This window comes from Hymenobacter montanus (genome assembly GCF_014699115.1).
Taxonomy (GTDB): domain Bacteria; phylum Bacteroidota; class Bacteroidia; order Cytophagales; family Hymenobacteraceae; genus Hymenobacter; species Hymenobacter montanus.
This window is the reverse complement of sequence record NZ_JACXAD010000001.1, coordinates 165,368-191,328: the sequence shown is the minus strand read 5'-3', so window position 1 is coordinate 191,328 and position 25,961 is coordinate 165,368. Positions and strand designations below refer to the sequence as shown.

General features: G+C 58.7%; 24 protein-coding genes. 21 read left to right on the top strand and 3 right to left on the bottom strand.

The annotated features are described in order from the left end of the window. Positions 1-175 precede the first annotated feature (175 nt). The 3 genes from IC235_RS00725 to IC235_RS00715 all read left to right on the top strand — a co-directional run bounded on the left by IC235_RS00725 (position 176) and on the right by IC235_RS00715 (position 3,562). Positions 176-1,096 carry a glycosyltransferase family 2 protein gene (locus IC235_RS00725; protein ID WP_317173507.1) on the top strand — a complete coding sequence of 307 codons (921 nt, stop codon included), beginning with the start codon at positions 176-178 and terminating at the stop codon, positions 1,094-1,096. Between the two features lie 245 nt (positions 1,097-1,341). Beyond that, on the top strand, positions 1,342-2,478 hold the full coding sequence (rffA, locus tag IC235_RS00720; RefSeq protein ID WP_191003236.1) for a dTDP-4-amino-4,6-dideoxygalactose transaminase: 1,137 nt from the start codon (positions 1,342-1,344) through the stop codon (positions 2,476-2,478). A 13-nt stretch (positions 2,479-2,491) separates the two neighbouring features. After that, positions 2,492-3,562: a glycosyltransferase family 4 protein gene (locus tag IC235_RS00715; RefSeq protein WP_191003235.1), complete on the top strand. Its 1,071-nt coding sequence runs from the start codon at positions 2,492-2,494 to the stop codon at positions 3,560-3,562. Here the strand turns inward: IC235_RS00715 and IC235_RS00710 are convergent. Both IC235_RS00710 and IC235_RS00705 read right to left on the bottom strand, forming a co-directional pair. Then, on the bottom strand, positions 3,559-4,920 hold the full coding sequence (locus IC235_RS00710; RefSeq protein ID WP_191003234.1) for a hypothetical protein: 1,362 nt from the start codon (positions 4,918-4,920) through the stop codon (positions 3,559-3,561). The two genes, IC235_RS00715 and IC235_RS00710, sit on opposite strands and share 4 nt — an antisense overlap. 5 nt (positions 4,921-4,925) lie before the next feature. Further along, positions 4,926-6,176 carry a tetratricopeptide repeat protein gene (locus tag IC235_RS00705; protein WP_191003233.1) on the bottom strand — a complete coding sequence of 417 codons (1,251 nt, stop codon included), beginning with the start codon at positions 6,174-6,176 and terminating at the stop codon, positions 4,926-4,928. Between the two features lie 105 nt (positions 6,177-6,281). On the opposite strand from IC235_RS00705, the gene IC235_RS00700 reads away from it, so the two are divergent. From IC235_RS00700 to obgE, 5 genes are all read left to right on the top strand, one after another. Further along, positions 6,282-7,196, top strand: a complete 915-nt coding sequence (locus IC235_RS00700; RefSeq protein ID WP_191003232.1) for a M20/M25/M40 family metallo-hydrolase — start codon at positions 6,282-6,284, stop codon at positions 7,194-7,196. Between the two features lie 306 nt (positions 7,197-7,502). Next, on the top strand, positions 7,503-9,743 hold the full coding sequence (locus tag IC235_RS00695) for a sodium-translocating pyrophosphatase (RefSeq protein ID WP_191003231.1): 2,241 nt from the start codon (positions 7,503-7,505) through the stop codon (positions 9,741-9,743). Positions 9,744-10,128: 385 nt separating this feature from the next. Further along, positions 10,129-10,668, top strand: coding sequence for a phosphoribosyltransferase (locus IC235_RS00690; protein ID WP_191003230.1), 540 nt, complete (start codon positions 10,129-10,131; stop codon positions 10,666-10,668). A gap of 76 nt (positions 10,669-10,744) precedes the next feature. Further along, positions 10,745-11,371 (top strand): adenylate kinase, encoded by a 627-nt coding sequence (locus IC235_RS00685; protein ID WP_191003229.1) that lies wholly within the window; start codon positions 10,745-10,747, stop codon positions 11,369-11,371. Positions 11,372-11,509: 138 nt separating this feature from the next. Beyond that, positions 11,510-12,502 carry a GTPase ObgE gene (obgE, locus tag IC235_RS00680; RefSeq protein WP_191003228.1) on the top strand — a complete coding sequence of 331 codons (993 nt, stop codon included), beginning with the start codon at positions 11,510-11,512 and terminating at the stop codon, positions 12,500-12,502. Positions 12,503-13,013: 511 nt separating this feature from the next. Here obgE and IC235_RS00675 read toward each other — a convergent pair. Beyond that, a complete protein-coding gene (locus tag IC235_RS00675; protein WP_191003227.1) occupies positions 13,014-13,733 on the bottom strand; it encodes a LytR/AlgR family response regulator transcription factor in 720 nt (239 codons plus the stop codon). Positions 13,734-14,197: 464 nt separating this feature from the next. Here IC235_RS00675 and IC235_RS00670 point away from each other — a divergent pair, with 464 nt between their 5' ends. The 13 genes from IC235_RS00670 (at position 14,198) to IC235_RS00610 (ending at position 25,537) form a co-directional block, all read left to right on the top strand. After that, the gene (locus IC235_RS00670; protein WP_191003226.1) at positions 14,198-14,590 is read left to right on the top strand and encodes an Hpt domain-containing protein; all 393 of its coding nucleotides are present in this window, start codon (positions 14,198-14,200) and stop codon (positions 14,588-14,590) included. A gap of 105 nt (positions 14,591-14,695) precedes the next feature. Then, entirely contained in the window at positions 14,696-14,860 is a 165-nt protein-coding gene (locus IC235_RS00665) for a hypothetical protein (protein WP_223846999.1), read from the top strand. A gap of 209 nt (positions 14,861-15,069) precedes the next feature. Beyond that, positions 15,070-15,681: a nucleotide exchange factor GrpE gene (locus tag IC235_RS00660; RefSeq protein ID WP_317173506.1), complete on the top strand. Its 612-nt coding sequence runs from the start codon at positions 15,070-15,072 to the stop codon at positions 15,679-15,681. 138 nt (positions 15,682-15,819) lie between these two features. Beyond that, entirely contained in the window at positions 15,820-16,953 is a 1,134-nt protein-coding gene (dnaJ, locus tag IC235_RS00655; protein ID WP_191003224.1) for a molecular chaperone DnaJ, read from the top strand. Between the two features lie 261 nt (positions 16,954-17,214). Further along, the gene (locus tag IC235_RS00650) at positions 17,215-17,727 is read left to right on the top strand and encodes an RNA polymerase sigma factor (protein ID WP_191003223.1); all 513 of its coding nucleotides are present in this window, start codon (positions 17,215-17,217) and stop codon (positions 17,725-17,727) included. Positions 17,728-17,737: 10 nt separating this feature from the next. After that, complete coding sequence (locus IC235_RS00645; RefSeq protein WP_191003222.1) at positions 17,738-18,367, top strand: hypothetical protein; 630 nt, start codon at positions 17,738-17,740, stop codon at positions 18,365-18,367. A 66-nt stretch (positions 18,368-18,433) separates the two neighbouring features. Further along, positions 18,434-19,369: an ABC transporter ATP-binding protein gene (locus IC235_RS00640; protein WP_394355237.1), complete on the top strand. Its 936-nt coding sequence runs from the start codon at positions 18,434-18,436 to the stop codon at positions 19,367-19,369. Between the two features lie 211 nt (positions 19,370-19,580). Next, complete coding sequence (locus IC235_RS00635) at positions 19,581-20,972, top strand: ABC transporter permease (RefSeq protein ID WP_191003220.1); 1,392 nt, start codon at positions 19,581-19,583, stop codon at positions 20,970-20,972. A gap of 307 nt (positions 20,973-21,279) precedes the next feature. Continuing rightward, positions 21,280-22,158, top strand: coding sequence for a ChaN family lipoprotein (locus tag IC235_RS00630; RefSeq protein WP_191003219.1), 879 nt, complete (start codon positions 21,280-21,282; stop codon positions 22,156-22,158). Positions 22,159-22,407: 249 nt separating this feature from the next. Then, positions 22,408-23,043 carry a hypothetical protein gene (locus tag IC235_RS00625; protein WP_191003218.1) on the top strand — a complete coding sequence of 212 codons (636 nt, stop codon included), beginning with the start codon at positions 22,408-22,410 and terminating at the stop codon, positions 23,041-23,043. Positions 23,044-23,210: 167 nt separating this feature from the next. Then, on the top strand, positions 23,211-23,888 hold the full coding sequence (locus IC235_RS00620) for a hypothetical protein (RefSeq protein ID WP_191003217.1): 678 nt from the start codon (positions 23,211-23,213) through the stop codon (positions 23,886-23,888). A gap of 6 nt (positions 23,889-23,894) precedes the next feature. After that, positions 23,895-24,707: an SDR family oxidoreductase gene (locus IC235_RS00615; protein WP_191003216.1), complete on the top strand. Its 813-nt coding sequence runs from the start codon at positions 23,895-23,897 to the stop codon at positions 24,705-24,707. Then, on the top strand, positions 24,707-25,537 hold the full coding sequence (locus IC235_RS00610) for an RNA polymerase sigma factor (protein ID WP_191003215.1): 831 nt from the start codon (positions 24,707-24,709) through the stop codon (positions 25,535-25,537). The genes IC235_RS00615 and IC235_RS00610 overlap by 1 nt, the downstream gene beginning before the upstream one ends. Positions 25,538-25,961 lie beyond the last annotated feature (424 nt).

The window sequence follows — 25,961 nt, the reverse complement described above, 5'->3', positions numbered from 1 at the left end:
CCAGTAGGGCAAAACACCCCTTCTGAGCGGGTATACCTTTGCGAAGGATAAAGCCCCTGTTCATTGCCGGATAATACCTTGGTGGGGCTCCGCCGGGAATAAGTACCTAGTTAGCTCGGCTTAGCTCTTTGATTGTATATCGTTCATGACTCCAACCGCTCCCGTTTTCCTTTCCGTGGTTAGTCCAGTTTACCTGGCCGAGGCCATGGTAGCGGAGTTGGTACAGCGCCTGGTGGCCGCACTGGAGAGGATATCGCCTCATTTCGAGATTATTCTGGTGGATGACCGGAGCCCTGATGGCTCCTGGGCCCGGATTAAGGAGCAGATGCTGCGGGACCCTCGCGTGCGGGGCCTGCGGCTGAGCCGCAACTTTGGCCAGCACCAAGCCATTACAGCTGGCCTCGACCAATGCCGCGGCGAGTGGATCGTGGTGCTGGACTGTGACTTACAGGACCGGCCTGAGGAGATTCCGGCCCTGTTCGCGGCCGCGCAACGTGGTTACGACCTAGTGCTGGCCCGGCGCGTTGACCGGCAGGACGCGTGGAGCCAAAAGCTGCTGTCGCGGTTGTTCTACTGGGTGTTGTCCTACTTAACCGACACAACACAGGACCCGGCCGTGGCCAACTTTGGGATTTACCATCAGAAGGTGGTTGCCGCCGTACTGCGTATGCGGGAGAGTATTCGCTACTTCCCAACCATGGTGCGTTGGGTAGGTTTTCGCACCGGTTACCTCGACGTAGTACACGCCCGGCGCGTTTCGGGGCGTAGCAGCTACAGCTTGGGCCAACGCCTACACCAGGGCCTCGACATCATGATGGCCTACTCCGATAAACCCCTGCGCCTGATTATAAAGTTTGGCTTAGTGCTATCCGGAGGCGTTTTTTTGATGGTTCCCATCACCTTGCTGCGCTACTGGTTGGGCCAGATTTCTCAGCCCGGCTATACTAGCTTAATCATATCGATCTGGTTTCTTTCGGGCCTGTTGCTGGCAGTGTTGGGCGTGGTCGGATTGTACATCGGCAAAACATTTGAACAGGTTAAAAACCGACCCATCTACCTGATTGACGAACAGACTGACCCCGGGCCAAACCCCTAAGCCGGAAGGAACCGATGCTTTGCGACTACTGGCGTGAGACCGCGACTTGCTGGCCTTCCCGCTCACGTTGGGGCAAAGGGGAATGCGCTACATCATTGGCCCGCTGGCAATTGCAAGCGGGGCGCAGGCGCTAGGGCATTGGTAGTAGGAGCGAAGCAGGACATACCCCAGCCTTAGCCGTGAAGGTAGCAACGGCCGGAGGCTAGCAGGACCAGCCGTACCTTTGCTAGCCTTCTGCATCGCGCATGTATCCTGCCATCCCCTTCAACAAACCGTATTTCTCCGGCAACGAAACCCGCTACATCGAGCAAGCGGTACGCTCTGGTAAAATATCCGGCGATGGACTCTTCACGCAGCGGGTGCACAGCTTTTTCGAGCAGGAGCTAGGCTTTCAGAAAGTGCTGCTCACCACTTCCTGTACCGATGCGCTGGAGATGGCGGCTCTGCTGCTTGATATTCAGCCCGGCGACGAGGTGCTTATGCCATCCTTCACCTTTGTGAGCACAGCCAATGCGTTCGTGCTGCGGGGCGCCAAAGTGGTATTTGCCGACAGCACGGCCTTGAATCCCAACATCGACGCGGCCGCGCTCGAAAGCCTAGTTACGCCCCGCACCCGCGCGATTGTACCGGTGCACTACGCCGGGATTGCCTGCGACATGGATGCTATTCAGGTGGTGGCCGACCGGCATGGCCTAATGGTGATTGAGGACGCCGCCCATGCCATCGACAGTTGTTATCGGGGGCGGCCCCTGGGCAGCCTCGGCGCGTTGGCTGCCTTTTCGTTTCACGAAACCAAGAACATTATTTCCGGCGAGGGGGGGATGCTGGCGGTCAACAACCCCCGGTTTGGCCCACGGGCAGAAATCATTCGCGAAAAAGGTACCACCCGGTCGGCTTTCTACCGCGGCGAAATAGACAAGTATGGTTGGGTAGATCTGGGGTCGTCGTTTTTACCGTCGGATATTATTGCGGCCTATCTGTGGGCCCAGCTCGAAAACCTGGCCGATATCCAGCGCCAACGCCGGACCATTTGGCAGCGCTACTACGTGGCATTCGCTCCGCTGCTCCGCCAGGGGGTCGGCCTGCCCGTACTGCCCGATTACGCCACCAACAACGGCCATCTCTTCTACCTGGTGTGCCGAAGCCTACCCGAGCGGACGGCTTTGATTGCCTGCCTCAAGCAGCAGGGTATCTGGGCTGTGTTTCATTACCTGCCCCTGCATAAAAGCACGTATTACGCAGCTCAGCACGACGGCCGGGCCCTGCCGTGGGCCGAACTCTACGCCGACCACCTCGTCCGGCTGCCCTTGTTCTATGAGCTCACCGAGGCCGACCAGCACCGCATTATTGAGGCGGTGCTGAAATTTTATCAGACCTATTAACTGCCTTCCGTTAGTGCGCCTTTTATTTTTGGTTCCGTATCCGCCCGGCCGGGCTCCCTCCCAACGGTTTCGCTTCGAGCAGTACCTGACTACGCTAACCGCCCACGGCCACCGGTACCGGTTGGCTCCTTTCCTATCGCTGGCGACCTGGGATATCCTCTACCAGCCGGGACACGCAGTCACCAAAGCCCTGGGCATCCTGGGCGGCTTTATGCGGCGAGTAGCGCTGTTGTTTGCCGTGCCGGCCTACGATTTCGTATTCGTGCACCGCGAAGCGGCCCCCATTGGCCCACCCGTGTTCGAGTGGCTGATTGCCAAAGTGCTGCGTAAAAAGCTCATCTACGACTTCGACGATGCTATCTGGCTGGCTAATACCTCGGAAGCTAATAAAGTCGCCGCGGGGCTAAAGTGGCACCACAAGGTAGCCGACATTTGCCGCTGGGCTTACAAGAACAGTTGCGGCAACGCCTACCTGGCCGCCTATGCGCGGCAGTTCAACTCCCAGGCCGTAGTAAATCCGACCACCATTGACACCGTCTACCTGCACAACCGCGTTCGCGACCAGGCTGCCCCCGGCCGCCTGGTCATTGGCTGGACGGGCACTCATTCGACGCTTAAGTACCTCAGCCAAGTAGTTCCGGTGCTGGCTAAGCTCGAAGCGGAGGGGTTGGACTTCGAGTTTCGCGTCATTTCAAATCAGCCTCCAAACCTGCCATTGCGCTCACTGGTTTTTCTGCCCTGGCGTAAGGCCACCGAGATAGCCGACCTGCTTGGTTTCCATGTGGGACTAATGCCGCTGGAAGACGACCCTTGGGCGCAGGGGAAATGTGCGTTTAAGGCGTTGCAGTACATGGCATTAGGCATCCCCGCCTTGGTGTCGCCGGTGGGCATGAACACCGAAGTCGTGGAACATGGCCGCAACGGGTACGTGTGTGCGGCTCCCGCCGAGTGGGAAGCAAGCTTGCGCCAACTCCTGGCCGATGCCGGCTTACGGCAGCAACTCGGGCAGGCGGCCCGCGCTACCATCGAGCAGCGTTACTCGGTGCGGGCGAATACCCCCAATTTCTTGCAGTTGTTTTCTTAGGCCCGAACTGCCAGCGCCGGAACGCCGGTTACTCGACGCGGTTTACCTGACATTCGGGCGGCCATGGTAATACTTTGCAATATGTACAGCCCACTCAGGTAGAAGGGCATAAGAGGAATCTTGTACCGAACCAAGGTGCCAAAATTGCCGCTGGAAATCCCTACCGAAATGGCAAAAATCAGGCTGAATACGAAGCAGAGCATCAGCACCGGCTCTAAGCTAATCGTACTGAACGTTCGAGCTATTCCTACGCGCCATAGAATGCGTAGCGTGAGTAGCAGAAAATAAGCAGATTCCAAGGCGGATAATGCCATGGTTGGGTTGCGGGCCTCCCACAAAAATGGACGGAATAAAGAAACTACCACGGCCTGTGGAGCGAGCTTCACCATTCCGCCAATCGTCCCATCCTGCACGCCGATGTTGTAGCCCGAACCCTTTTCAGCTTTACTTATCTGTTGCAAATAGTTGGCCGTTATCTTGCTTTGAGCGCCGATGTTTTCAAGGTTAAATCGCGCGTCGGTAGCGGATAGTCGAGAGAACGAGTAGATAGCCAGCACGCCACCAACGCTTAGAAATAATGGCTTCAGCAACCAGCGGATGGCCGTGCTACGAATATCCCGTATGCTCTCATTAAAAACCCAGAGCAGCGCCGGTGGTACGAAAGCTAGCAGGATATAAACCTTCATGGAAAAGATCACGCCTATTGCGCCGGCACCCATTGTGGTGCACCGCAGAAGGTTGCGCCGTTCAATGGCCCCTCGGTAAAAAGCGTAGAACAACCAGCCCAGCGCACCCAGGCACAACGAATCTTTAAGTAAGCCCGAACCCCAGAAGAATACCGAAGGCAGAAAGAAGACAGCAGTTGCTAATTCTTTGTAAGCATGGGGCCGGATTTTGGCGAACGTCATGTACATGGCCCACATGCCACTAAACGTAACCACTGCAAATAGCAACGCGATAACTGTGTAAGTATCGAAGCATAGCAGCGCAAAAACTCCTGCCACTCGGGTAACAAAATACTCGTTGCTGCCGCGCCCAAACCACCACATCTGTTCGGTGTATTTGCTGATGGCTGGAGTAACATCACCTGCGGTAGTTACCAACTCCCACCCCGCCGCAAAGGAATCACCAAAGGCCCGGTAAACAATAGAAGCTTCATGATAATAATTATTCGTGTCCCCACCATACACGGTGTGATAAAGTATGCCGAGGGCAATGGCTCCCAATAGCTTAACTGATAGCGCCGGGATAAAGTATTTTTTAGTATACACGTTCGTTACCGAAGAACGAACGCCATAAGCTATCAAGTAAATGATAATCAAATAAACGGGGCTTATATACAGATCTTTAATTTCCATGATGATCAGTCCGGCTTACTCTTTTTCAAATAGGCTCTAGCCTCTTTATACTGCTCGGATTTATGCTCGGCTTTATCGAGCACAACCGCATAATAACGGTTAGCCGCCGTGAGGTCTTTCTCTTTCACTGCCAAACGCGCCAGGTTCATGTTGGCGAACAGATAGAACCCCCCGGAGGTGTCGCCGGTACTCTCCGCGAACACAATGCACCGTTGGTAATAATCCTTGGCTTTGGCGTTGTCGCGGTAACGGTTCTGCATCAGGTAGCCCAGGAAGTAGCTGGCATAGCGCCCACTAATACCCTCGTAACCCGGCATGCCTTTGTTGATCTTGTCGAGAATCTCCCGGCTCACCCGCTCGCAGTCGGTAAACTCGCCCTGGTCGTAGGCCAGCAAGGCGTAGAAGCGCTGAAAGTAGCCGTTGTCGGGATAGCTGGCGGCCAAGGCCCGAGCCACCGGCAGGGCGGCCTCGGCATTGTTCTCCTCATTTTTGAGAATGCGCATGAGGAAGACCCGCGCCTCCGTGGCCGTATAAAAGCCCTGCTCCGCGACGTTCCGGAGCTGTTGGATGCCCAGCTTCTTGTCGCCCCGGGGAAAAAACAGCAGCACGGGCTTCAGCAGCGGGTAGTTTTCGCCAATCCAGACCGCGTAATAATTAAAGAGGGCTTGGCCGAATTGAAACTCCGGGCTCAGGCTATTTGCCTCCTGGCTTTTCTTCAGGTAATTCAACGAGCGCCGGGAACTCACCGTAGCTTTCCGCCAATCGTGGCGCTCCCCGTGGAGGCGGGCATCAAATCCGTAGGCCGCCGACAGAAAGAAGCTGGCCTCGTAGTTGTTATTGTCGGCCTCGTAAAGCGCTTGCGCCTTGGTGATGGCCGTGTCCATGTACGCGAAAAATAGTTTGTCGTACTGCGTCGTCTGAAACTGCGTGGGCATAATTTTCCACCACGTGTTCAGCCCCAGCAGGAAATACGCCATGGGGTGGTTGGGGTAGCGCCGCCGCAGGGAGCGAAACTGCTTCTCGGCCCGGTCGTGCTTGAAATTGTAGATGTTACGCACCGCGCCATCCAGCTCCAGCTGAATGTCCTTGTCCAGCAGCAGCCAGCCTTTGGTGTCGACCGCGGCCGGTAGCACCCCCACCGAGTCGAGCGCCACCGTTTGCATAGGAGGAACAACGTGCGCTGTATCGGGCCCCTGGGCCCTACCCAGCAGCGGCACGAGCAGCCCCAAGCAGATACCAAACAGCAAACGCAGCATAAACGGAAAATGGAAAGCGAACTCAAGCGGTTCCCCGGCCCAGCGGTAAACGGGCCGGCTAAAGTACGGACTTTGGCCTAGCTTTGGCCGCAATTCCCTTCGCTTATGCAGTTGCTGAACTCGCTTTGTCACATTCCGGCCCCCGCCGGAAACGAAGTTGCCCTGACTCGCTTTATCCTGAACTACGTCCGGCAGATGAGTCCTGGGTGGCAGCACCAGCCCACCGTTATTGCCGACGAACGGTTTCAGGACTGTGTGCTGCTGGTGTTTGGGCAGCCGCGTACGGCCGTGTTCGCCCACTTGGACAGCATCGGGTTTACCGTGCGCTACGGAAGGCAACTGGTGCCCATTGGCGGCCCCCGGGCCGAAGCTGGCTACCGTTTGGTTGGACACGATTCGCAAGGAGAAATAGAATGCACGCTGACCATCGACGACGAAACCGGCGAATTGGGCTACGCGTTCCACCGCGACATCGACCGCGGCACCGAGCTCACCTTTTACTGCGACTTCCGGGAAACCGCGACCACCGTGCAGAGCTGCTACCTCGACAACCGCCTGGGGGTGTGGAATGCCCTGCGCCTCTGCGAGACCCTCGAACACGGCATCATCGCCTTTTCCTGCTGGGAGGAGCACGGCGGTGGCTCGGTGGCCTACCTGGCCAGGTTCATCTACGAAACCTATGGCGTCCGCCAAGCCCTCATCTCCGACATTACTTGGGTAACCGAAGGCGTGCGGCCCGGCCTCGGCTGCGCCATCTCCCTGCGCGATTCACTCATTCCTCGCCGGTCCTACGTCGACCGCATTCGGGCCATTGCCGCCGAATCGGGCATTCCGCATCAGCTGGAGGTAGAAGGCAGCGGCGGCTCCGACGCCAAGGAGCTACAACTCGCCGCGGCGCCTTGGGACTGGTGCTTCGTGGGTGCCCCCGAAGATCATGTTCATTCACCCGATGAGCTGGTTGATAAACGGGACATTGAAAGCATGCGGCAGCTATATCAGGTGCTTCTGCAAAAGTTGTGAGCAGAAAACGCAAGTCGCAGGCGCCGGATCAGCAGGACCACTTAGTGGCTTTGGCTACTTTTTAACAGGACCAGAAGACATAAAGGCATAGGTGCTCAGTAGCCTTAGCTCCGGGAAGTTACAGTGAGTTGGGGCCAGCTCGCACCCAGCCTGACCCCGTTAGTACCCGGCTCGTTGCGTTATCGTACTGGTATTATAGCGTGCTTTTTTCGAAGGACTTAGCTGGGCCGGCAGTTTTCGTAGCAATTTCCGCTATTTTGCGCACCCAACTCCACACATTTTTCACTTTTCGCACTTTCCGCTTTTATGACCCCATATCTCTACGCGGTGCCCCTCTTAGGCATCTTCGCGTTGCTCTACACCTGGCTGCGCGCCGGTTGGGTGACCAAGCAAGACGCTGGTAATGAGCGCATGACTACCATTGCCGGCTACATTGCCGATGGCGCCATTGCCTTTCTCAAAGCGGAGTACAAAGTACTGGCCTTGTTTGGCTTGATCGCGGGCGCTTTCTTGTTCTACCTGGGTAGTACCAGCAGTAATTCCAGTCCGGTTATCGTCATCGCCTTTTTGATTGGCGCCGTGTTCTCGGCCCTGGCGGGCTTTATCGGGATGAAAATCGCTACTAAGGCCAACGTGCGCACCGCCCAGGCCGCCAAAACCAGCCTCAGCACTGCGCTGAACGTTTCCTTCTCGGGGGGCTCGGTGATGGGTATGGGCGTGGCCGGCCTGGCCGTGCTGGGCCTCGGCTCGCTGTTTATCGTGTTCTACAAGATGTTCGTTCCCAGCGGGCTGGCCAATGGCCAGGAGATGGAAAAGGCCCTGGAGGTACTGACTGGTTTCTCGCTGGGCGCGGAAAGCATCGCCCTGTTTGCCCGCGTGGGCGGCGGCATATACACTAAAGCCGCCGACGTAGGCGCCGACCTGGTCGGCAAAGTGGAGGCCGGTATTCCGGAAGACGACCCCCGTAACCCCGCTACCATCGCCGACAACGTGGGCGACAACGTGGGGGATGTGGCCGGTATGGGCGCCGACTTGTTTGGTTCCTACGTGGCGACTATTCTGGCCACCATGGTACTCGGGCGCGAAGTAACCGTGACCAACGACCAGTTCGGAGGTCTTTCGCCGATTTTCCTGCCGATGGCCATTGCCGGCATGGGCATCCTGGCCTCCTTAATTGGCATTCTGTGCGTGCGGGTGAAGGAAGGCGGTAATGTGCAGGCCGCCCTTAATACGGGCAACTACATTTCGGTAGTTATCTCCGCCGTGGCTTCTTACGGGCTGATCATGTGGATTTTGCCGGCGGGTACCTTCACTATTCGCGGCATTAGCTTCTCGGCTCTCCACGTATTCTACGCCGTGCTCGTGGGCCTGGTGGTGGGCACGCTGATGAGCATCATTACCGAGTACTATACTGCCATGGGCAAGCGGCCCGTAAACAGCATCGTGCAGCAAAGCAGCACCGGCCACGCCACCACGGTTATTGGGGGCCTGGCGGTGGGCATGGAAAGCACCGTACTGCCCATTCTGGTACTGGCGGCGGGCATTGTCCTCAGCTTCAAGGCCGCGGGCCTCTACGGGGTCGCCATCGCTGCGGCGGGTATGATGGCCACCACGGCCATGCAGCTGGCCATCGATGCCTTTGGGCCGATTGCTGACAACGCCGGGGGCATTGCTGAAATGAGCGACCTCCCCAAGGAAGTGCGCGAACGCACCGATATTCTCGACGCCGTGGGCAACACTACCGCGGCCACCGGCAAAGGGTTCGCCATTGCTTCGGCGGCGCTCACCTCGCTGGCCCTGTTCGCCGCCTTCATGGGCACGGCTCACATTAACACCATCGACATCAGCAATGCCGAAGTATTAGCCGGCCTTTTCGTGGGGGCCATGATTCCGTTCATCTTCTCGGCCCTGGCGATTGCCGCCGTGGGCCGGGCCGCCATGGCCATGGTGCAGGAGGTGCGCCGCCAGTTCCGCGAGATTCCCGGCATTATGGAAGGCACGGGCCGGCCCGAGTACGAGAAGTGCGTGGCTATTTCGACCACGGCCGCAATCCGGGAAATGATTTTGCCGGGCGCTATTGCGTTGCTGACGCCCATCATCATTGGTTTCCTGTTTGGCCCCCGGGTGCTGGGTGGCCTGTTGGCCGGCGTCACGGTGAGCGGGGTGCTGATGGCCATGTTCCAGAGTAATGCCGGCGGCGCCTGGGACAATGCCAAAAAGTCTTTCGAAAAAGGCGTGATGGTGAACGGCAAGATGGAGTACAAGGGCTCGGACGCGCACAAAGCCTCCGTGACCGGCGACACCGTGGGCGACCCGTTTAAGGATACTTCGGGCCCGAGCATGAACATCCTCATCAAGCTCATGAGCATCGTGTCGCTGGTTATCGCGCCCCACATTGCCGAGCGGGACGGCGCGCAGGGCATGGCCCCGATAAAGCTGGAAAACGAACGCACCGAAACCGCCGCCCGCCCCCACGTGCGCTACGCGCAAATACTCGCCCCCGCGGCGGCTCGAATCATCTATACGACCCTGCGGGAGGTGAAGTAATCCAAATTGCAACACAGTTCCGCGATTGCAACAGCACTTCTTCCCGGCTGGCTCCCCCTCTCCCCCGGAGAGTGGGCCGGGGGGAGGCCCCCAAATACATCAGCCTGCCGGGCTTTTGCGAATGATTAATGATTTTGGAAAAGACCGCTTCTCGGAGCGGTCTTTTTCTTGTCGGGTCCCTGGCCCGCGTCGTCAGAAACCATTTCTTGCCAAAAGTCAGGGTCCTCCGCTGCCGCCGGGCCCGGGTTATTCACCGGCGCACCCGTAGGGGAGGGGGGCGGGCCATAAAGTACGGGAAATCTGATAAATAGTAGCATAGCGCTGGATTGCGCTGCCAATCTGTGGTTCAGACAGTAGCTTTGTGACTCATTCTTTTCCGCGCCACATGGGTCACTCCCACATTACCATCCATAACAAAGCTTTCCGGCCCTACCTATCGGCGGCCCAATTGGAGGAGGCTGTAACGGCTCTGGCGGCCCGCCTCAGCGCTGACTATGCCGGGCGTCTGCCGTTGTTCGTGGTCGTGCTGACGGGCGGTTTCATGTTCGCCGCCGACTTGCTGAAGCGCTTCACCGGGCCGTGCGAAATTGTTTTTATTCGGGTGGCCTCGTACGAGGGAACGGGCAGCACGGGGGAAGTGCAGGAAATCCTGGGGCTGCGCGAAGACGTCCAGAACCGTCACCTCATCGTCGTAGAAGACATCGTTGACACGGGCACGACCATGCAGCACTTGCTGCCCACGCTGCTGGCGAAAGGGCCGGCGTCCGTTGAAATCGCCACGCTGTTCTTCAAGCCCGCCAGCCTCAAGCACGAGCTGCGCCTGCGCTACGTCGCCCTGGAGATTCCCAACGACTTCGTGGTGGGCTATGGCCTGGACTACGACGGCCTGGGCCGTAACCTGCCCGACGTGTACGTGGCCGTGTAGCAGTAGCTTTGTTACCGATTGATTAACTTGCCCAAACCTACCTAACCTTTCGCCCTAGCGAAACGATTCTTACTACATGCTGAATATTGTGCTGTTCGGCCCCCCCGGTGCCGGTAAAGGAACCCAGAGCCAGAAACTCATCGCCCACTACAACCTCGTGCACCTAAGCACGGGCGACCTGCTGCGGGCCCAGATAGCTCAGGGCACCGAACTCGGCCTGACCGCTAAAAAGCTCATGGACGAAGGGTTGCTGGTGCCGGACGAGGTGGTAATCGGCATGATCGACTACGCGCTGCAAGCCCACAAGCAAACCGCCAGCGGCTTCATCTTCGACGGCTTTCCGCGCACCGTGCCCCAGGCCGAGCGGCTCGACCAGCTGATGGCCCAGCACGACAGCGGCATCAACTGCATGATTGCGCTGGAAGTGCCCGAGGAAGAGCTGGTGGCGCGCCTGTTGGAGCGCGGCAAAACCAGCGGCCGCCCCGACGACCAGGATGAGACTAAAATCCGCCGCCGCGTAACGGTGTATAATACCGAAACGGCCCAGGTAGCCGGCTACTACGCCGCCCAGAAAAAATTTCACGCCCTGAACGGTATCGGCCCGATTGACAGCATCTTTGGTCAAATCTGCGCGATAATCGACCAGCACAAGTCCCCCGTGCCGGAAACCCCGACCGCGGCAACCCGCCAGGTGCAAGCGTAAGCGGCGCTCCGCCTAGTTACGAGCTAGCAGAAATGAGTTATGGGTTTCGGGCGCATAGCCGGAAGCTCATAACTCATTTCTTTATTGTTGAACCCAACCAGCTCCTAACGCCTTCCCTTGAACTCCTAACTGAAAACTGTGGCTTCCAATAATTTCATCGACTACGTTAAGCTCATCTGCCGTTCGGGGAAGGGTGGGGCGGGCTCGCATCACTTTTTCCGGGCCAAGGGCCTGCCCAATGGCGGGCCCGACGGCGGCGACGGGGGCCGGGGCGGCCACATCATCCTCGAAGGCAACTCGCAGCTCTGGACGCTGTTACACCTGCGCTACCAAAAGCACGTGTTTGCCAAGGATGGCGAGGGGGGGGGCGAAAACCTGCGCAGCGGCGCGCAAGGGGAGGACGTCGTGCTGCAAGTACCCCTCGGCACGGTGGCCCGTGATGCGGAAAGCGGCGAGCAACTGCTCGAAATCACCGAGCACGGCCAGCGGCTCATCCTGGTGCCGGGGGGGCGCGGCGGCTGGGGCAACGACCACTTCAAGAACTCCATCAACCAGGCTCCGACTTACGCCCAGCCCGGCGAGCCGGCCGTTGAGGCCAGCATCATTCTGGAGCTGAAGCTCTTGGCCGACGTGGGCCTCGTGGGCTTCCCCAACGCGGGCAAGAGCACGCTGCTCTCGGTGGTATCGGCGGCCAAGCCCAAGATTGCCGATTACGCCTTCACTACCCTGGTGCCCAACCTGGGCGTGGTACCCTACCGCGACTACAAATCCTTCGTAATGGCCGACATCCCCGGCATTATCGAGGGCGCGGCGGAAGGGAAGGGGCTGGGTACTCGTTTCCTGCGCCACATCGAGCGCAACTCCATCCTGCTCTTCATGATTAGCTGCGACAGCCCCGACATTGCGGCGGAGTACCAGGTGCTGCTCAGCGAGCTGGAGCAGTTCAACCCCGAGCTGTTGGACAAGAAGCGTCTGCTGGCCATCACCAAGTCGGATATGATCGACGACGAGCTAGAGGCGGAAATCCGGCCGACGCTACCGGCGGAGCTACCATCCATCTTCATCTCCAGCCTGACGAACAAGAACATCGCGCCGCTGAAGGACCTGATTTGGCAGGCCCTGCACAATTAGACGCTACGCTACTTTGGGCAGTGGCGAGGTAAGGAGGTATTCTCTACTAATCGGCGGAATGTCTCATCCCAGTTGAGACAATCAGTATTAAGCGACATCCCAGCTATTTGCAAACCCATTGGTTCGACAGAAACAGATAAATGGTTGGTTGACTCCTCCGACCCATACCAGTAAGGTACCTCTGATGCGTAGCGCTTACCCGGTAATTCAGCATATATTCTCTCCAAAAGTGCCCAGTCATTATCTGTAAACAAGTCACAGCGCAAGCAGTAGACTCTATCTATTGTTATACTGGGCTCTGTGGAGGGTTCACTCTGGGTGTCATAATACCAGTTCATTAAAATCCGAGATTGACAAAGTCTAAGAGATGAGGAACTATCTCAAAAGCGTAGCCCAAAATTGCCTTTGCTGACCGCACACGCTGAGCCGGCTACGTATAAGTTTAAGGTTAAGCGACTTTTTCCGGGAGTCATCGCGAAAAAGCGGTTCCTACCACTGCGCCAAAGCCTGTTTAGAGACTGTACAGCCGCTGCATAAGCTCTGCTTCATAGCTTTTGCCGATGGGCACTTCGCAACTGCCCAGCTGCAGGTGGCCTTCCGCCACGCTGTCGATGTGGCGGGTATTTACTATGTAGGAGCGGTGTATCCGCAGGAAGAAGGCCGTCGGCAGCCGCTCTTCCAAAACCTTCAGGGTAAGATGCACGATGTGCTTGCGGGTAGTAGTTGCGATGATGCAGTACGCCGACATGGCCTTGATGTACAGCACTTGGTCGAGATCCAGGCGGACGAGCTTGTTGTTACTCCTGATAAAGATCTGCTGGTCAATAAACTGAGGCGCCTCAGACGGTTCCGCCAGCCGGCGGCGGGCTCGTCGCTGCCGGACCAGGGCCAGGGCCTGCTGAAAACGGGCATACTCCAGCGGCTTGAGCAGGTAATCTGCCACGGGCAAAGCAAAGGCATCCACCGCAAACCGCGGATGCGCCGTCACCAACACCACTTCGGGGGCGGGCGAGCGCAGCAGCCGGACCAGGTCGAGCCCCGAGAGGTTGGGCATTTCAATGTCGAGCAGCAGCAGGTCCGGCCCATTCTTCAGATACGGCAGCAGCTGTACCGCATCCGGCAGCGAGGCGAGCAGTTCGACATCATCGGTGAGGTGTACGAACTGCTCCAGAATCAAGCGGTTGGTGGCACTATCGTCAACGATGATGCAGGAGATGCTAGAATTGAGCACAAATGGTAGAGGTGAGGTAAAGCCGGCTAATGGGCCTGAGAAAGGTACGCACAAGCAAGCACTGAACAGCGCGGCCGGAACGCAGACTTTTTGGCTTCTTCGTTGCGGCCCGCTCAAGCCTCCGTGGCACTCGGGTACCAACTCGCGGACTGCTGCCGTTCCAGGGGGCGGGAAGTAACCACGCGCATTGGGGTCGCCCTAATCAAATCTTCACCCGGCGAACCAGCCACTTTAATGCGAATAGGACTCCGTTCGGCGAGTTGTCACGTGCGGGTACTGCGGCGAATAGAATTTTACCGCAGGCTCAGCTACGAGGTACCCACCCGGGCGCGTCCCCAAACTGGCATTACGTTCGGCGTTTGGCCACGCTTCTGCTCTGGCACCGGTTCGCTGATTTCCGGGGCTGGTGTCGAGCTAACTCCTGGTCATCGGCAGACACTTTTTTACTTTTAACGCATTTCTCCATGTTACAACCCTCGTCCACTCAGCTTGCCCCCGGCGTCCTGCCATCCGGGCGCTTATATGACTTTTCCCGACTGGGCAAGCTGGCTGACGACCCGGAATTCGTGCGGCGGTTCCAGCTGCTTTTTGTCACCCACGTGCCCGAGCAGCTCACGCAGCTATGTTCCGCCATTGCGGCGGCGGACTGGACGGCGGCCGCCGGTCTGGCCCACGGCCTGAAATCGACCCTGGGGACCATGGGGCAGGAGCAATGCACCCGGGTGCTCCACCAACTGGAGGATGCCGCGCAGCTTGGGACTGTCGCGCAACCGCTGGCAGATCAGCTGGCGACGGTAGTACAGATTGTGGAAAGGGTGATACAGGTTTTTACTGATGAGCTGCACCGCGCCGCTTAAAAGCCTGAATCAGCGGCGGTGGGGTGAGGTACTGCTTTGGTATTTATAAATATTTATAGGAATGCACTGTCCGGCTGGTAGCCGCGATCGTGCTGGCTATTTCCGTTGCAGCTCGAGCATGCCGAGCTATACTTGTGGGATACTGTCATTAGCGCCTTGGCCAGCTTCATGCTAGGAGTGCTGGTGGCGTCGGTGAGCTACCGCGTGCTTGCCGCCAACTCCGTAGTGGGGGAGTGGTGGTATGCGAAATCAGGAAAATCGCGCGGGTAGACCGTCCTGCCGGGAAAGTAAGGGATGGAATGTCGTCCTACGCTTCCCTTAACGGAGGATAGGTTCGGTAGTCGGGGAATCGAAAGATGGAGTAGTTACGCTGCTTGCGCCAGGTTCTACATGAGGCTGGGTTCCTTCGTGTCAGTATGGCAGGCCCGACTCCTTTGGCAAGTTCCTTGCGCCCCGAGGGTGACTAACCGGCTAAGCCCGTGAAAAACCCTTTCCGACGAATATTTCCCAAAATGGCTAACGATAATAACCTGCCCCAGGACGACAACCTGACTGCTGAAGCCAGCGCCGTAGCTGGCGAAATGGCCGATGTCGACGGCGAAATTACCGATCCCAACCTGACGGCCACCGGCGCCCCAGAGGCCGAGCCTAATCAGGCCGACGCCGAACTGGCCGACCTCAAGGACAAGTACCTGCGCCTGGCAGCCGAGTTCGAGAACTACAAGCGCCGCACCACCAAGGAGCGAATAGAGCTGTTTAAGACCGCTAACCAGGAGCTGATGACGGCTCTGCTGCCCGTGCTCGACGATTTCGACCGGGCCCGCAACGCTACCCAAGCGATGACCGACGCCAACGCCGTGCGCGAGAGCATCGACATTATTCAGAACAAACTGAACAAAACGCTTCAGCAAAAGGGTTTAACGGCCATGGAGGCGAAGGGCGGCGACTTCGACGCTGAGCTCCACGAGGCCATTACTCAGATTCCCGCGCCCAGCGACGATCTAAAAGGAAAAATCGTGGACGAGGTGGAGAAAGGCTACTACTTAGGTGATAAAGTAATTCGCCACGCTAAAGTCGTACTCGGGCAATAACTTTAAGGTTTGAAATTCAGAATAGTAAAAAGAATGTCATACTGAGAAGAGCGTCCTGCTCATCTGGCGTTCGCGCTAATGAGCAGGATGCTCGGATAACCCCAGGATTGACGTTCGGCTTCAGCTACAACCACGCAGATGGCAACCAAGCGCGATTATTACGAGGTACTAGGCATCGCCAAGAATGCGGCAGGCGACGAAATTAAGTCGGCCTACCGCAAAATGGCCATCAAATACCATCCCGACAAGAACCCCGACGACCCGACGGCTGAAGACAAGTTTAAGGAAGCAGCGGAGGCCTACGAGGTGCTCAGCGACGCCGACAAGCGCGCCCGGTACGACCGCTTCGGCCACCAGGGCGTAGGCGGCAACGGCAGCGCGCCCAACATGGAGGATATCTTCTCGCAGTTCGGCGACATCTTCGGCGGTGGGGGCTTCGAAGGCTTCTTTGGCGGCCGCCAGGGCGGCGGGCGGCGCCAGCGCAAGGGCTCTAACCTGCGCATCAAGCTGAAGCTTGATCTGGAGGAAATCGCCAACGGCGTAGAGAAGAAAATTAAGGTGAAGCGCTACGTGGCCTGCCAGCCCTGCGGCGGCACCGGCGCCAAAAACGGCACCGAGCTGAAAACCTGCCCCACCTGCCAGGGCCAGGGCCAAACCAAGCGCGTGGTGAACACCATGCTCGGCCAGATGGTGAGCAGCAGCACCTGCTCCACTTGCAACGGCGAGGGCAAAACGGTGACCGCCACCTGCGAGGTGTGCAAGGGCGACGGCCGGCAGTTGCACGAGGAAGTGATTCCCATCAACATCCCCGCCGGCGTGGCCAACGACATGCAGCTGAGCATGAACGGCAAAGGCAATTTCCCGGAGCGCGGCGGCGTCCCCGGCGACCTGCTCATTCAGATTGAGGAGGAGCCGCACGAATTCCTCAAGCGCGACGGCAACAACATCATGTTCGAGCAGTACATCTCCTTCGTGGACGCGGCCCTGGGCGCCAACCTGGAGGTGCCCACCATCGAAGGCAAGGTGAAAATCAAGGTGGACCCCGGCACGCAGCCCGGCAAAATCCTGCGCCTGCGCGGCAAGGGCATCAAGGACCTGAACGGCTACGGCCGCGGCGACCAGCTTATCCACCTAAACGTGTGGACGCCCAAGCACGTGAGCAGCCAGGAGCGCGAGCTGCTGGAGAAGCTGCGCGACTCCGATAATTTCACGCCGCACCCCGGCAAGAACGAGAAAGGCTTCTTTGAGAAAGTAAAGGAGTACTTTGCCTAAGCTACCGTGAGCGTTGTTGCGCCCAGAGCCCGCCTTCCGAAGTAGGAGAGCGGGCTCTTTTTGGTTGAGACCGCTGCCACCACGACCGAAGCCGCAGAACTCTCTGCATGGGGAAAGAGGAATATAGAAGATGATTACGGCGTGGCTTTAATCGTGCACTACTGCCACATCACAGTCAGCCGAGAAAAGAACCATCTTTTTTGCGCCGGCTGTAATGACCGCAGGGACCGGGCGATTAACTTGCCGTAACCATCCCCTGACATGCCTGCCGTAGCGCCGTCCGCTGATTTTATTGCCGCGCTGAACCAATACCAGCCGCTGCTACGGCGCGTAGCCCGGCTGTACTGCCAGGATGCTGACGACCGACAGGACTTGTTTCAGGAGATGGTGCTGCAGCTGTGGCGGGCCTGGCCGCGCTACGTGCCGCAGCCGGGCACCAAGCTCAGCACCTGGCTCTACCGCATTGCTCTGAACGTGGCTATCTCGAACCTGCGCCAGCGCACCCGCCGCCCGGCCCCGGGCGAGCTCGACGCCGAGGCGCTGGCCGTCGCCCAGGCTCCCGAGGCTGGCCCCGATGCCGAAGACCGGGCCATTCTTTACCGGGCCATCGACCAGCTATCGGCCGTTGATAAGGCGTTTGTGCTGCTGTACCTTGAGGACCGATCCTACGAGGAGATGGCCGATATTCTGGGCATCACCCAAAACAACGTACGCGTGAAGATGCACCGCGTACAGGAAAAGCTGCGCCAATTACTGCCCCTTGCCACCCGCTAACCCACCTGTTATGCAACTCGAAGACTTGCGCCAAGGCTGGCTGAACCCGCCGGAACCCCCTGCGCCCATTAGCTCCGCGCAGTTGGAAAAGCTGCTGGTGGACCGGCCCGGGCTGGTGAGTAAGATGCGCCGCAACGCCCGCTGGGAAATGACTCTTACCGTCCTCATACTAATGGTGGGGATTCCTGTTCGATGGCCCATCCTGACCAACTCCTTGTATAAATTATATATAGTGGCTTGCTTGCTGCCAGTCATGGCGGGGCTGTGTTTTTACTTTTATTATCGGCTGCTTACCGTGCTGAATCGCATGCTGCTGGTCGAGGGCAACGTCCGTGGTCACCTCCAGCAGTTGGCGGCCGGCCTGCGGGCGCTGCTGCGGTTCTATTATCGCCTCTCGCTGGCCACGTTCCCGGTGACGATGGTGCTAAATCTGGGGTACGTTGTGGCCCAGGAGCTGGCCCGCTCTGCGCCCTTGCGCTGGGAGCGCATACTCAGCAAGGCCGGGATATTGCTGGGTGTTGGGATTCTGGTGCAGGTGCTGCTGGTATATGGGATGCGTTGGTACATTCAGCGCCTCTACGGCCAGCACCTCGACCGCCTCGAAGCTAACTTAGCCGAGCTGGAAGAGCCTGTTGACTGAACCGCTGCACCTGTCTGGCTGCCTATCTTCTTACTTCATTTACCAACCAACCCCTCTTTTCCCGTGATACCCATTCTTGAAGCCATTGACGTGCGCAAGGCCTACGCCAACCACGTTGCCCTGTCCGGCGTCAGCCTTGCCATTCCGGAGGGCAGTATTTTCGGTCTGCTGGGGCCCAACGGCGCGGGCAAGACCTCGCTCATCCGCATCATCACCCAGATTACGGGTGCCGACGAGGGCGAAATCCGGTTTCGGGGCGAGCGGCTCAACCCCGGCCACGGTATCCAAATCGGGTACTTGCCCGAGGAGCGGGGGCTGTATAAAAAGATGAAAGTGGGCGAGCAACTTCTCTACCTGGCTCAGCTGCGCGGCCTGAGCCGGGCCGATGCCGTCCAGCGCATCAAGCACTGGCTGCTGCGCTTCGACCTCAAGGGCTGGGCCGAGAAAAACGTGGAGGACCTGAGCAAAGGCATGCAGCAGAAGGTGCAGTTTATTGCGACGGTGATGCACCAGCCCAGCCTCATTATTCTGGATGAGCCCTTTTCGGGCTTCGACCCCATCAATGCCAACCTGATTAAGGACGAAATCCTGGAGCTGCGCAAGCAGGGAGCCACCATTATCTTCTCGACGCACCGCATGGAATCGGTGGAGGAGCTGTGCGACAACATTGCGCTGATTAACCGCTCGCGCAAGGTGCTCGACGGCCCCGTGGGCGTGATTCGCAATCAGTTTAAAACCAATACCTACGAGGTCGAAGGCAAGGGCAAGCTGATGGTTATTCACCCCGACTTCGAGGTGATCGAGCAAATCGAGCGCGAGAACGGCCACTTCTTCGCCCGGGTGCAGCTGCACGCCGGCGTGCGGCCCAACGATTTGCTGCGCTACCTTATTGGCAGCGTGGAAGTAGAGGCGTTCCGGGAAAAAATTCCGAGCATCAACGAGATTTTCATTCGGCGGGTGCGCGAAACCATGCCGGAAACGTTGGCCGAGCAAACCGTTTAAACCAGCTCGCTGCTGCCGGGCGGGGCTTGCCAAGCAAACGTCTTATCCTCGTTGAGCGAACGGGGCCGGGCCCGCTAACCGGCTTGGCGTTGGCCCTCCGGGGCCCCGGCCAGTGGGTGGCTAGTCAGGACAAAACACCCCGCACAGATAATTTTCCACCGAGCAGGGCGAGACCGCTAAGGTGTTCCGCCGGCTCAGCTTGATCTAAAACATGGCTTCTAAATTCTTACTCGTCGCCCAACGCGAATACCTGACTCGGGTTCGCAAAAAAGCCTTCATTATCCTTACCCTCTCCGTACCGCTGCTCATCGCGGCCTTCGGCGCCTTCATGGTTAAAATAGCGCAGTCGGACAGCAGCGCCGAGGTAGTGGAGGTGCGCGACGACAGCGGCCTGAACCTGGCCGCTCGCCTGGTGAGCACGCCGCAGCTCACCTTCGTGCCCGCTACGGGCACCCTGGCCGAAGCTAAGCGGGGCTTTCAGCAAGCCAAGCACGACGGCTTGCTGTACCTGCCCGCGAACCTGGACGTGGAGAACCCCAACAACGTGCAGTTCTTTGGCAAGGGCAACATCAGCCTGAAAAAGCAGCTAGCCGTGGAAAGCGCGCTGAATAAAGTTTTCTCGGAGCTGAAGATGCAGAAGACCGGTCTGTCGCAGGAACAGCTCGACCGGTTGCGCTCGGCCGTGAATCTGAAAACCATCAGCCTCGACGACACGGGCAAGGAGGCCGACAGTAACGCGCAGGCGACCACCGGCATTGCTTACGCCCTGGCGCTGGCCATCTACCTGTTTATTTTTATGTACGGTGTGCAGATTATGCGCGGGGTGGGGGAGGAGAAGTCGAGCCGGATTATGGAGGTGATGCTGTCGTCGGTAAAGCCGTTTGATTTGATGATGGGCAAGATTGTGGGCATCGCGGCCGTGGGCCTCACCCAGTTCTTGCTGTGGGGCCTGCTCTCAGCGGGCGCTTCGACGCTGCTTACGCCCCTGGTAATGGGGGCCGGCGAAGACCAGCCTAAAACCGAAGTAGCCGCGGCCTCCACCCGCCTGGCCGGCCCGACGACAGCGCAAAACGACCAGCAAAACGCCGCGGAAAGCCCCAAGTCAACGCCGGATAGTAAAAGCCTCCTGGCAAATCCCACCAACCGTTTCAGTATTTTCAGTACGCTCGGCAACTTGCCCTTCGGCACCATTCTCTTCGGTTTCATCATCTACTTCCTGGGTGGCTACCTGCTCTACGGCGCGCTATTCGGGGCCGTGGGCGCGGCCGTCGACGACCAGACCGACACCCAGCAGTTTATGTTTCCGATTACCATGCCGCTTATCCTGAGCTACTTAATTGGTATGCTGGTTATTCTGCGCAACCCCGATGGTCCGGTGGCTTTCTGGATGTCGATGATTCCCTTCACTTCGCCCATTGCCATGGTCATCCGCCTGCCCTTTGGCGTGCCCATGTGGCAGCTGGCGCTGTCAGTTTTCCTGCTCATTCTGGGCTTTGTTAGCACCGTGTGGGTAGCAGCTCGCATCTACCGCGTGGGCGTGCTCATGTACGGCAAGAAGGTAACGTATAAAGAGCTGGGCAAGTGGATGTTTTATAAAGAGTAAGCGCCGCGAACGGGCCGCCCACGGCAAGGCAGGCAAGACATTCCACGCAACGAGGACCATCAATTCACTCCAATTCTAGCCACTAGCCTCGCGAGAGCTTTTCTATCCCTTATTAGTGCTTTATCCCATTCCGTCCCCATCGTCAGGCTCCCCTCTCCTGTGGCTTCGCGCCTCCAGCGAACCGGGGTCGGGGGTGAGGTTCCCCGCAAAAAGCAAAGAGGATGGGACATGAGCTGACGGAAAAGGTTGTTACATTAATCAACGGGCCACTGAAACCTGGATGGAGTAATGCCGCTTAATGCTCGCAATGACACGTATAATCTGCCTCGCTTTATTCGCTTGCCTACTCACCAGCTTCACTGGCGACCGGCCGGCCTACCGCCTGTTTACCAGCAGCGGCCAGCCGGCCGACTACGACCAGATGCTCGACGTTCTGGCGCAGGCCGATGTCGTGCTCTTCGGGGAGCAGCACAACGACGTGCTGGCGCATTGGCTGGAGCTGCAGGTAGCCAAGGACCTGCAAAAACGCAAGAAGCCCGGCCAGCTGGTGCTGGGCATGGAGATGTTTGAGCGCGACGTGCAGCCTCTGCTGGCCCAGTACACGGCTGGTACCCTGCCCGACTCGGCCCTGGAACGCCAGGCGCGCCCGTGGCCCAACTACGCCACCGACTACCGCCCGCTACTGCGGTTTGCCCGCGCCAACCAGGTGGCCGTCGTTGGTACCAATGCGCCGCATCCGTTCGTGCGGGCGGTATCCCGCGGTAGCCTCAAGGCGCTCGACCAGTTGCCGGCCGTTGACCGGGCCCTGCTCGCCCCGCTGCCCCTGAAAGTGGATTACGACCTGCCCGGCTATAAAAACATGGCCGCCATGTTCGGCGGCGACAGCAAAACCCACGGCGGTGGGGCCCAGAACATCATCCAGGCCCAGGCTCTGCGCGATGCCACCATGGCCCACTTTATTCGCGCCAGCCGCCAGGAAGGCCAAACGCTGCTCCACTTCAACGGCAGCTACCACTCCGACCACCACGACGGCATCGTGGCTTACCTGCGCCAGTACGCGCCCAGGCTGCGCGTGAAAACCCTCAGCGTGGTGAGTCAGGAGCAACTGCAGCAACTGGATAAGGAGCAAGTAGACCTAGCCGATTTCGTGGTGGTGGTTCCGGCCGATGCGGGTAAGTCGTACTGAGTGAGCGAAGGCTGGTTATCGAAGGCTAGTTATGCCGCAGGAAGGCCGTACGTCGTGCTACGGGCCGCAGCCCCGTGCCGCTAGCCTGTCGTGGCAGCGAAGCGGGCGAGATGCGGCCCGTGGCCTGGCAGCTCTGACCACCGGTGCTTGAATACGCACTGGGACATCGCCGCAAAGCGCCTTATTCCCATCTGCGTCCGGGCTCTTTACGTTATACTTGCCCTACGCTCTGCCTGACCGCTGCTTTACATGATTTCGACCCAAGATTACCACGCGCTGCCCGACGCAGCTTCCCTGAAACGCCTCTGCAAGGCGCTGGCCGTGCTCGACGCCATCAACTCGCCGGACTGGGAGTACCGCTACTACTCCTACAACGCGGCCTGGGCCGAAGGCGAAGAGCTGCTGACCATGCGCGACGGCGAAGGGGATGAGCTGCTGATTCTGTTCCGCCCGGAAGGCTGCGTTATAAATGGCTTTCTCCACGAATACGACCAGCCCGACAAAGCCCAGACGACGCGCGGGCTGCCCGCATATTTCGATGAGTTTATGTTCGGAGAACCCGTTAATTCCATTGGTACCACGTTTTGCCTCTGGTACACGGCCGAGCACGGTTGGCAAACGGGCGTGCTGGAAAATGAGGACGACGGTTCGGAGGAGCTGCTCTATATTTTCGATAACAACCCCGAAACCTACGCAACCTGGGCTGAGGAGTACTACGGGGATGAAACCGACCGCTCACCGAGCGACGTCGCGGCCATTGCCCAAATCTACCGCGGCGAAACGCTCACCAAGGCCCTGGTGCTGGCCATTGTGGATGAGCTGGAAGATTGGCCACAACTGGAAAAGGACTTGCAGGAAATAGGCTACCCCTACGATTTTAGCTGACCACCCGTAGCTGAGCCGGGTCTGATTTCCGATAAGCCGGACTGGCTAAGGCATTAATTCCTCAGAACAATCTTGGCTGGCATAAGATAAGGTCGTGATTCCGGAAAAATACTTGTAACACTTTGGGGGAGGCTGGTCTAACGGGTATCACCTAAACCCCCTCACCCATGACCACTCCCCAATTAATCCTCGCTGTACTCGTACTGGGCACTGCTATCTTAACCAGCAGCGCCGCTGGCGCAACCCCCAATCCCCAATCAACGCCTGCTGAGGCGGGCCCGGTGCTTACCCGCACCGTTACCGTGGTTAAAAGCAAAGCGCCCTGGTATGCCTTTAACTTTTTGCTGGTCCGCGAATTCAACAAGGTAGTGCCCGTGTACCAACAAGTAAATGGACTGGAGTTTAAGGCTTTTCACAGCATCGCTACCAAAGAGGGCAAGTTTTTCGGCGGTATCTATCTCTGGGCCTCGGAGGCCCAGGCCCGGACCTGGTACTCGCCCACCTGGTTTGCTGACGTGGAGCGCAAGCGAGGCCGCCGGCCTACCGTCGATTATTATGCCCTCGTGGACGAGGCGCGTTTCGTGGGCCCCACCTTCGATTACCGCGCGGCCGAAAGTAGCTGCGTGACGGTATTTGCCCACGCGCTGACCCCGGCGCAGCGTCCGCAGTGCCTGCTCCCCCAAGCTGGCCTGTTGCGCACCTACGTCGTGCGCGAAACCAATGGTCAGGAGGGCGCACTGTTGCTGTTCGCCACCGCCGACAAGGCCGCGAGCTTCCTGAAAAAACAGCAGGTGCAGGGCTACGAGTGGTTTACGACGCCCGTACTCCTTAACAACGCCCGCTAGCCTGCTATGCGCACCGTACTAATAACCGGGGCTTCGTCCGGCATTGGGCTGGCCGCGGTCCGCGAGTTCAGCCGGCAGGGCTGGCGGGTGCTGGCCACCATGCGGACCCCGGCCGGCTTTGCCGGGGGCAGCCTGCCGGGCGTGACGGTGCTGCCGCTCGACGTGACGGACCCGGCCAGCGTAGCGGCGGCCCTGGCCGCAGGTCTGCGCCTGGCCGGCCGCCTCGACGTGGTAGTTAATAACGCCGGCTACGGGAGCTTCGGGGCTTTTGAGCTGGCTACCCCCGCGCAGGTGCAGGCCCTGTTCGACGTAAACGTATTCGGCCTGATGGCCGTGGTGCGGGCCGTGCTGCCCCACTTCCGAGCCCAGCGGGCCGGCCTGTTTTTGAATGTATCTTCGGTGGGCGGGCGGCTAACTTTCCCACTCTACAGCGTGTACCACAGCACCAAATGGGCCATTGAGGGCTTTTCTGAAAGCTTACATTACGAGCTGCGCCCGTTGGGCATTGGCGTCAAGCTCATTGAGCCGGGCGCCACTCAAACGGATTTCAACCGGCGTTCCCAGGCGCAGTTTGCCCGCCCCGACCTGCCGGATTACGACGGCTACACGGCTACGCTGGAAGCCGCGGTGGGCCGCACGTTTGCCGGAGCCCTTTCGCCTGACGTGGTGGCCCGCACCATCTATCAGGCCGCCACCGACGGACGCGGCACCCTGCGCTACCCGGTGGGCAACGCGCGGTCGTGGGCGCTGCTGCGTCTGCGTCAGCTGCTGCCCACCCCCTGGTTTCTGGCCCTCATTCGTTCCACCACCCGCCGCTGATGAAAGCCACCATCCCCGACCCCACCGATGAGACCCTGGTGGCCGATGCCGTAGCCGGCAGCCGGCGGGCCCTTAACACGCTGCTGCGGCGGCACCAGGATTACATCTACAACATTGCCTTGCGGCTGTTTTTGCACCCCGACGATGCGCTCGACGCCACCCAGGAAGTGCTGCTCAAAGTGGTAACCCACCTGAAGACGTTCGGCGGTAAAAGCCAGTTTCGCACCTGGCTCTACCGCATCGTCGTCAACCATTTTCTCAACTCGCCGGCCCGGCGCTACGAGCGGTTGTTTGATCGGGGGGCGGAGCTAAGCGCTCTGGCCGATACCGGGCCTTCGGCTTGGGAGCGTGAAGTGAGCGAGGCGGAAGTCGAAGAAGTGCGCGTGAGCTGCTCCACGGCCATGCTTCTGTGTTTGAGCCGCGACCAGCGGTTACTTTACGTCATTGGCGAGATCTTCGGGGCCGACCACACGCTTGGCGCCACCCTGTTTGGGCTCACCCCGGGTAATTACCGCGTGCGCCTGCACCGGGCCAAGGCCGATCTGCTGAATTACGTCAGCGGCAAGTGCGGCCTGCTTGATCCGCGAAATCCCTGCCGCTGCCCCAAAAAGGCGAAAGCGCTCGTGCAGCAGGGCCTCGTCGACCCGGCCCGGCTCCTGTTTCACCAGCACTACACCCAAAAAGTAGCCCAGCTGGTAGAGGCCCGGAAAGACGAGGTCAGCGACGAAATACAGCTGCACCTGCAAGGCTTATTTCGCGACAGCCCTTACCAGGTGCGGACCGAGCTGGACGATTTGTTCAACAGCCTGTTAGGAGCAGTAGACGAGTAGGGGAGGGAAATAGCTTCCTGGTCCCGATCATGCGGCTGTTTGGTGCGAGCAGCTCCTCGGCCATTCATTCCCTCTAAACCAAGGAGCCGGTGTGGTTAGGTACGGTGCCAGGTGCGCGAACAGAAAGATTTTAACTGAAAGGTAGGATAGCGGGCGGCCGGTTAAGGGAGAATGGAGAGGTGAAGTTTGAGGTGGAAACCGTGGAGTGAGAAGGTACCAGTAGTTAATAGCGCGAACGAAATGCCTTACATTTCGAAACAAGAAAGAATATCAGCCTGGAGCGGTTAATGAATTATTATTGATTGCTACACGCAAACAAGCCAAAGCTGCCCAGCTGAGTATCACCTCTATCGGAAAGAGGATCTACTTGAAAAGCAAGATATAATGACAGGGGCTGGAACCAGGTTCCAGATGGGAGTGTGAA

Bases quoted from the DNA above. Each gene is read 5' to 3' on its own strand.
- rffA (WP_191003236.1), top strand. From the start codon at position 1,342: ATGTATCCTGCCATCCCCTTCAACAAACCGTATTTCTCCGGCAACGAA.
- IC235_RS00710 (WP_191003234.1), bottom strand. From the start codon at position 4,920: ATGGAAATTAAAGATCTGTATATAAGCCCCGTTTATTTGATTATCATT.
- IC235_RS00705 (WP_191003233.1), bottom strand. From the start codon at position 6,176: ATGCTGCGTTTGCTGTTTGGTATCTGCTTGGGGCTGCTCGTGCCGCTG.
- IC235_RS00700 (WP_191003232.1), top strand. From the start codon at position 6,282: ATGCAGTTGCTGAACTCGCTTTGTCACATTCCGGCCCCCGCCGGAAAC.
- IC235_RS00695 (WP_191003231.1), top strand. From the start codon at position 7,503: ATGACCCCATATCTCTACGCGGTGCCCCTCTTAGGCATCTTCGCGTTG.
- IC235_RS00690 (WP_191003230.1), top strand. From the start codon at position 10,129: ATGGGTCACTCCCACATTACCATCCATAACAAAGCTTTCCGGCCCTAC.
- IC235_RS00685 (WP_191003229.1), top strand. From the start codon at position 10,745: ATGCTGAATATTGTGCTGTTCGGCCCCCCCGGTGCCGGTAAAGGAACC.
- IC235_RS00670 (WP_191003226.1), top strand. From the start codon at position 14,198: ATGTTACAACCCTCGTCCACTCAGCTTGCCCCCGGCGTCCTGCCATCC.
- dnaJ (WP_191003224.1), top strand. From the start codon at position 15,820: ATGGCAACCAAGCGCGATTATTACGAGGTACTAGGCATCGCCAAGAAT.
- IC235_RS00650 (WP_191003223.1), top strand. From the start codon at position 17,215: ATGCCTGCCGTAGCGCCGTCCGCTGATTTTATTGCCGCGCTGAACCAA.
- IC235_RS00645 (WP_191003222.1), top strand. From the start codon at position 17,738: ATGCAACTCGAAGACTTGCGCCAAGGCTGGCTGAACCCGCCGGAACCC.
- IC235_RS00635 (WP_191003220.1), top strand. From the start codon at position 19,581: ATGGCTTCTAAATTCTTACTCGTCGCCCAACGCGAATACCTGACTCGG.
- IC235_RS00630 (WP_191003219.1), top strand. From the start codon at position 21,280: ATGACACGTATAATCTGCCTCGCTTTATTCGCTTGCCTACTCACCAGC.
- IC235_RS00625 (WP_191003218.1), top strand. From the start codon at position 22,408: ATGATTTCGACCCAAGATTACCACGCGCTGCCCGACGCAGCTTCCCTG.
- IC235_RS00620 (WP_191003217.1), top strand. From the start codon at position 23,211: ATGACCACTCCCCAATTAATCCTCGCTGTACTCGTACTGGGCACTGCT.
- IC235_RS00615 (WP_191003216.1), top strand. From the start codon at position 23,895: ATGCGCACCGTACTAATAACCGGGGCTTCGTCCGGCATTGGGCTGGCC.
- IC235_RS00610 (WP_191003215.1), top strand. From the start codon at position 24,707: ATGAAAGCCACCATCCCCGACCCCACCGATGAGACCCTGGTGGCCGAT.